General features: G+C 63.2%; 7 protein-coding genes and 1 pseudogene. 3 read left to right on the forward strand and 5 right to left on the reverse strand.

Annotated elements, in window-relative coordinates; translation table 11 throughout:
- Window positions 1-101: 101 nt before the first annotated feature.
- Genes tnpC through tnpA (HWY30_RS40375) form a run of 3 tightly spaced genes read right to left on the reverse strand, consistent with a single transcriptional unit; the run spans window position 102 to window position 1665 of the window.
- Window positions 102-920, reverse strand: a complete 819-nt coding sequence (gene tnpC, locus HWY30_RS40365; protein ID WP_244145208.1) for an IS66 family transposase — start codon at window positions 918-920, stop codon at window positions 102-104.
- Window positions 908-1255 carry an IS66 family insertion sequence element accessory protein TnpB gene (gene tnpB / locus HWY30_RS40370; RefSeq protein ID WP_090801994.1) on the reverse strand — a complete coding sequence of 116 codons (348 nt, stop codon included), beginning with the start codon at window positions 1253-1255 and terminating at the stop codon, window positions 908-910. The genes tnpC and tnpB (HWY30_RS40370) overlap by 13 nt, the downstream gene beginning before the upstream one ends.
- Window positions 1252-1665: an IS66-like element accessory protein TnpA gene (gene tnpA, locus HWY30_RS40375; RefSeq protein WP_090801995.1), complete on the reverse strand. Its 414-nt coding sequence runs from the start codon at window positions 1663-1665 to the stop codon at window positions 1252-1254. Before tnpA (HWY30_RS40375) ends, tnpB (HWY30_RS40370) begins: the two co-directional genes overlap by 4 nt.
- A gap of 152 nt (window positions 1666-1817) precedes the next feature.
- On the opposite strand from tnpA (HWY30_RS40375), the gene tnpA (HWY30_RS40380) reads away from it, so the two are divergent.
- Window positions 1818-2246, forward strand: a complete 429-nt coding sequence (tnpA, locus tag HWY30_RS40380) for an IS66-like element accessory protein TnpA (RefSeq protein WP_244145209.1) — start codon at window positions 1818-1820, stop codon at window positions 2244-2246.
- A 32-nt stretch (window positions 2247-2278) separates the two neighbouring features.
- Complete coding sequence (tnpB, locus tag HWY30_RS40385; protein ID WP_343048332.1) at window positions 2279-2587, forward strand: IS66 family insertion sequence element accessory protein TnpB; 309 nt, start codon at window positions 2279-2281, stop codon at window positions 2585-2587.
- A gap of 76 nt (window positions 2588-2663) precedes the next feature.
- Here the strand turns inward: tnpB (HWY30_RS40385) and istB are convergent, their stop codons facing one another.
- Both istB and istA read right to left on the reverse strand, forming a co-directional pair.
- Window positions 2664-3452: an IS21-like element helper ATPase IstB gene (istB, locus tag HWY30_RS40390; protein ID WP_090801998.1), complete on the reverse strand. Its 789-nt coding sequence runs from the start codon at window positions 3450-3452 to the stop codon at window positions 2664-2666.
- A complete protein-coding gene (gene istA, locus HWY30_RS40395; RefSeq protein ID WP_090802000.1) occupies window positions 3449-4471 on the reverse strand; it encodes an IS21 family transposase in 1023 nt (340 codons plus the stop codon). Before istA ends, istB begins: the two co-directional genes overlap by 4 nt.
- Window positions 4472-4585: 114 nt before the next feature.
- Between istA and HWY30_RS40400 the strand changes: the two are divergent.
- A pseudogene (locus tag HWY30_RS40400) lies at window positions 4586-5200 on the forward strand (transposase domain-containing protein); the annotation flags it as partial.
- Window positions 5201-5292: the final 92 nt, after the last annotated feature.

Here is a 5292-nt window from a genome sequence, read left to right on the forward strand (position 1 = left end):
ACCATTTGCGCCCGAAATTCCGCCGGGTACGGGGTACGATGCTTGGCCATAATCGGCACCTCCTTCTCCAAAGGATAGATGTCCGTTTTTGCGGGTCAACTTCAGCCGCGTCCGGGTTCCAGCACCGGGACGGGCGTGTCATCCGTATGGATTTTCTGCGCCTCACGCACATACCGGCCAACGGCATCCGCCAGCGGCTGCAGCAGTGCGGCGCACTCGCGAACCCACGAGGCCAGCGTGGCACGGTCGAGTTCAATGCCGGCACGGCGATAGATTCCTGCCTGCCGGTATAACGGCATATGGTCAGCGTACCTGGCGACCATCACCTGTGCCAGCAGGCCGGCTGCGGCCATGCCGCGTGCGATCGGGCGCGACGGCGCCGCCTCCTGGACGACCTTCGCACAACGGCTGCAGCTCAGCCGGGGGCGCACATGGCGAATCACCCGGAAGTACCCCGGCACGTAGTCCAGCATCTCGGAGGCGTCTTCACCCAGCTTGCGCAGTCGGCCACCGCATTCGGGGCAGTCGCAGCCCTGTGGCCTGTGCTCCACCACCTCGCGTGGCAGGTGCGCAGGGAATTCGCGCGAGCGGCGGCGCAGTGGAACCACCGGCGCTGTCGTGTCTGCGGGTTCATCCGACGCCGCTTCTGGCGCCGATGCCGGCACGGCACCCTGTGGCGGCAGTGTCCCGTCACCCAGTGCGAGCTGCAATTGTCCCGTCAGTTCTGCCATGCGTTCCGACGAGCGCCCGTACTGCCAGCGCTTCAGACGCGAGATCTCGGCGAGCAGGCGCGCGATGGTTTCTTCGCGCGAAACAAGCATGCGCTTGAGTGTGTCGATGTCGTCGGGGAGTCGGTTGACTGGCATGTCTGGGAGTTTACCAGGCACGTTCAGAAGTGGGGGCAAATTTACGCGGCGCATGTGGGCTTCCACGTCCGTTCGGGGCGTCGCCAGTCGATGCCTTCGAGCAGCATCGACAGTTGTGCCGCCGACAGATGGATGCATCCCGCGTCGGCCTGCGGCCAGATAAAACGGCCTCGCTCCAGGCGCTTGACGTACAGGTTCATTCCATCGCCACTCCACCACAGCAGTTTCACCAGATCGCCCCGGCGACCACGGAAGGCAAACACGTGGCCCGAGAACGGGTCTTGCTCAAGGGCCACCTGCGCCAGTGCAGCCAGACCATCCATGCCACGGCGCATGTCGGTGACGCCTGCGGCGAGCCAGATGCGGGTGCCGGTCGGCAGCGCGATCATGCCGGCCTCAGGCAATGCAGCACCAGTCGCAGCTGGGCTGGGTCTACCTTCCCGCTCACTCGCACGCGTGCGCCATTGAGCTCGATCTCGATACCTGAAGTCGCGGCTTCCTGTGCGCGCAATGGCAATTGCGCTGTCGGCACCGGTAGCGACGAAACCGCCATCGAATCATCCGGCGACATCGCCACCGGAACGAACACTGCCGTCTCGCTCACCGTCCTGTTGTCCAGCAGACCAGCACGGTACTGCCTGCGCCACTTGAACACCATGTTCGGATTCAGACCGTGCGACTGCGCGAGCTTTGCCACCGAGATGCCCGGCTCGCACGCTGCCATCGCAACTTCACGCCTGAATTGAGGCGCGTAATTCGGCCGCCCCTTGCGGCTCCCGGCACAGTCGATCTCTGTCATCAAAGTGGTCCCCACTACTCGAAGTGATGGGCATCACTTTGGACACTCTCAACGTCGACGTCGATACGGCCTTCAAATGACGCTTACGAGGCGGGCGGAGGGTAAGCACCTCACGACGACCGTCGTAGACGACGGCGAGAAGCGACATCAAAGTGGTGCCCATCATTTTCGATTTGATGGACATCACTGTGACAGAGTCGGAAGCCAAGTCGGGTAGCCGCAAGGGGCGCCCGAATTATGATCGCGAATTTCGACGCCGTCTTGCGGCCGCTGCATGCGAGCCCGGTGCATCGGTCGCGAAGCTGGCGCGGGACAATGGCATCAATGCAAATATGCTGTTCACCTGGCGGCGTCGCTATCGCGAGCAATTGCAGGCGGAAACGACGTCGCTGATTCCCGTGGCGGTGGTCCATGAAACGCCGCCGCAGCGCGTGACGATGCCCTCGGATGCAGGGGCCGTCGGCAACCGGACTACACGAGCCGGGACAATCGAGATTCGATTCGGTGACCTGGTAGTCAAGGTGGACGGCATCGTCGACGCCGATACCCTACGGGTCATACTGGGGAGCATGCGATCGTGATCTCTCTTCCCACGGGTACACGCGTCTGGCTGGTGGCAGGCGTCACCGACATGCGCTGCGGATTCCAGGGGCTGGCGGCGAAGGTGCAGACGGCGCTCGAGGACAATCCGCTGGGTGGCAACGTGTTCATCTTCCGGGGCCGGCGCGGCGATCTCGTGAAGGTCATGTGGGCGACCGAGGACGGGCTCTGGCTTCTTGCGAAGCGGCTTGAGCGGGGCCGCTTCGTCTGGCCGCAGGCCGATGGCGGCAAGGTCCATCTGACGGCGGCGCAATTGTCGATGTTGCTCGAAGGCATCGATTGGCGGCAGCCGCGTCGCACCGCTGCACTGTCGATGTTGTAAACTGTCAACGCCGACTGAAACCTGACCCACGTTTCGAGGTTTCGCCGAAGTAAATCTGACCCACCCGGGTCCTGTATCACGCGGCTACTTTCGTGCTTGCCCGCGTGCCTGTTTGCCCCGCCTTTCTTTTGTCCTTCAGTCGATAGCTCTCGCCGCTGATTTGCACGATATGAGCGTGATGCAGAAGCCTGTCGAGCATCGCCGCTGTCAGCGTCTGGTCGTCGGCGAAGGCTGTCGCCCATTGCGTGAACGGCAGGTTGCTGGTCAACACGATTGAGCCGCGTTCGTAGCGTTTAGCGACGACATTGAAGAAGAGGTTTGCCTCCTCACGCCCGAATGGCAAATAGCCGATTTCATCGATGACGAGCAGCCTCGGTCCTATCACCGCGCGATTGAAGAATTCCCGCAAGCGGTTCTGCTGCCGGGCGGCGGCCAATTGCATCATCAGGTCGGCGGCGGTGATGAACCGCGTCTTGATGCCCGCCTGCGCCGCGCGGTACGCAAGCGAGGTCGCAATGTGTGTCTTGCCGACCCCGGATGGCCCGAGCAGCACGACATTCTCGGCCCGCTCAATGAACGCCAGACTCGCCAGCTCCTGAATCTGAGCACGCGGTGCGCCGCTGGCGAAGCTGAAGTCGTACTGCTCCAGCGTCTTGATGCCGGGCAGCGCCGCCAGCTTCGTTAGCACCTGACGCTTGCGCTGCTCGCGCGCACCGAGCTCCGCTTGCAGAAGCTGTTCAAGGAAATCGGCCATACTCGAATCGGTCGTCGCAGTGCGTTGTGCGAGCGGCGCCCAGTCGGTGGCGATGCAGTCCAGCTTCAGCTGTGCACACAGTCCGGCAATCCGTTCATGTTGCAGATTCATGCTGCGACCTCCAGCAACGCGTCGTATACCGCCAGCGGATGCTGCAGGCTCTCACGCGGCAGCACGCGACGGTTGTCCGGCACAGCAAGCGCAGGTGCCTGCACCGGCAACGGCAACGGCAACGGCAGAAGCGCCGCCTGCTCGGCAGCAAGCCTCACTGCCGGACGCTCGCCCGTCGTCGCATGACGGCGCGTGTTGGCAACCTCCGCCAGCCATCGACCGATATGCGCGTTGGCGGCCTCTACATCCAGCCTCAAGCCCGATGACCTGAGCGTCGCGGCAAGCGGCACAACGAAGCTCTCCTTCAGATAGCGGTTGAACCGTTCGACCTTGCCCTTGGTCTTGGCGCGATACGGACGACACACCTTCGGCGTGAAGCCGTAGGTCTCAGCCAGCGCAAGCAGCTGTGGGTTCCAGCGATGCTCGCCTTCGCCGAATGCATCGCGCTCGATGACCACCGACTTCGCGTTGTCGAACAGCACATGCTCCGGCGTGCCGCCGAAGTAGACGAGCGCCTCACGCAGGCATTCGCACAGTGTCGCGGCATCCTCACGCGCGGTGAACCGCACGAAGCTCGCGCGGCTGTATCCCATCGTCGCGACCAGCGCGAGCAATGGCTCGCGTCCTCGCCGGATAACCGTGAAATCGGCTTGCATCTGCTTGCCGGGCGCGGTCTCAAAGCGCACCACTGGCTCGGCCTCAGAACGCTTGTGGGGCACCAGAAACGCCTTGAGCTGACTGATGCCACCTTCGTATCCCGCCTCCTGCAATTCGCGTAGCAGAACCGTTGCCGGAATCCAGTGCGGCCGCGCGGCGGCGACGCGCTCCAGCAGATAGTCCTTGAACGGGTCGAGCTTCGTTGCTCGCGGCTCACGCTGGCTGTAACGGCTTGCCTGCTCGTTCCTCAGATAGCGTCGCACGGTGTTGCGCGATAAACCTGTCTGCCTCGCTATCTCACGCACCGCCGTCCCGCGCCGGGCCAATACCTTGATTTCCACTGCTTGCTCCTGAGTCAGCATCGGCGGCAAAAGCCGCCATCGTCTCCCAGGTGGGTCAGGTTTACTTCGGCGCCAGGGTCATTTTTACATCGGCGCTAACAGTAAACCGAGCAGAAGACTCGTAAACTGCGCCGCATGTCGAACGGCGCCGAACTTCCTGACGATGTTGCAACCCTGCGAGCCTTGCTGGTCGAGGCTCGTGCCCAGCTTGCCGAGCGCGATCTGGAGATCGAGCAGCTCAAGGCGCAGCTCGACAAGCTTAGGCGTATGCAATTCGGGCGCAAGTCCGAGCAGTTGGACCGGGAGGTTGCACGGCTCGAAACCGCGCTCGAGGACTTGACGGGCGAGCGCGGCGTCTCTGATGTGCGGCGCGCCCGCCAATCAAGCGCGAGCACGCCTGTGGGCAACGCATCGCCGAAAGAAGCGCTGCCGCCGCATCTGCCACGCGAAGAACGTGTACTGGAGGCTGACGCAACGTGTCCGAAATGCGGCAGCGCGATGCAGCCTCTCGGAGAAGACGTGTCCGAGCAGCTCGCCCGCGTCGCGGCAATGTTCAAGGTGATTCGCACGATCCGGCGCAAGACGGTCTGTCCGTGCGGCCACCACTTCTCGCAGCCGTCCATGCCCGGCCTGCCGATCACGCGCAGCATTGCCCATCCGAGCCTGCTGGCCGACATCCTCGTCTCGAAGTACGCTGACCACGCCCCGTTGTACCGGCAGTCGCAGATTGCCGCGCGCGACGGCGTGAAGAGAAGTGGCGCCGTTGGTTCGGACAGTCAGATCGAATTTATAAGTGGAAGAGCCGGGGTCATCAAGCTGCCGATTTGATCGCTGGCAGCGTC

Origin of the sequence: Paraburkholderia tuberum STM678 (genome assembly GCF_902833905.1) — a bacterium.
GTDB classification, from domain to species: domain Bacteria; phylum Pseudomonadota; class Gammaproteobacteria; order Burkholderiales; family Burkholderiaceae; genus Paraburkholderia; species Paraburkholderia tuberum.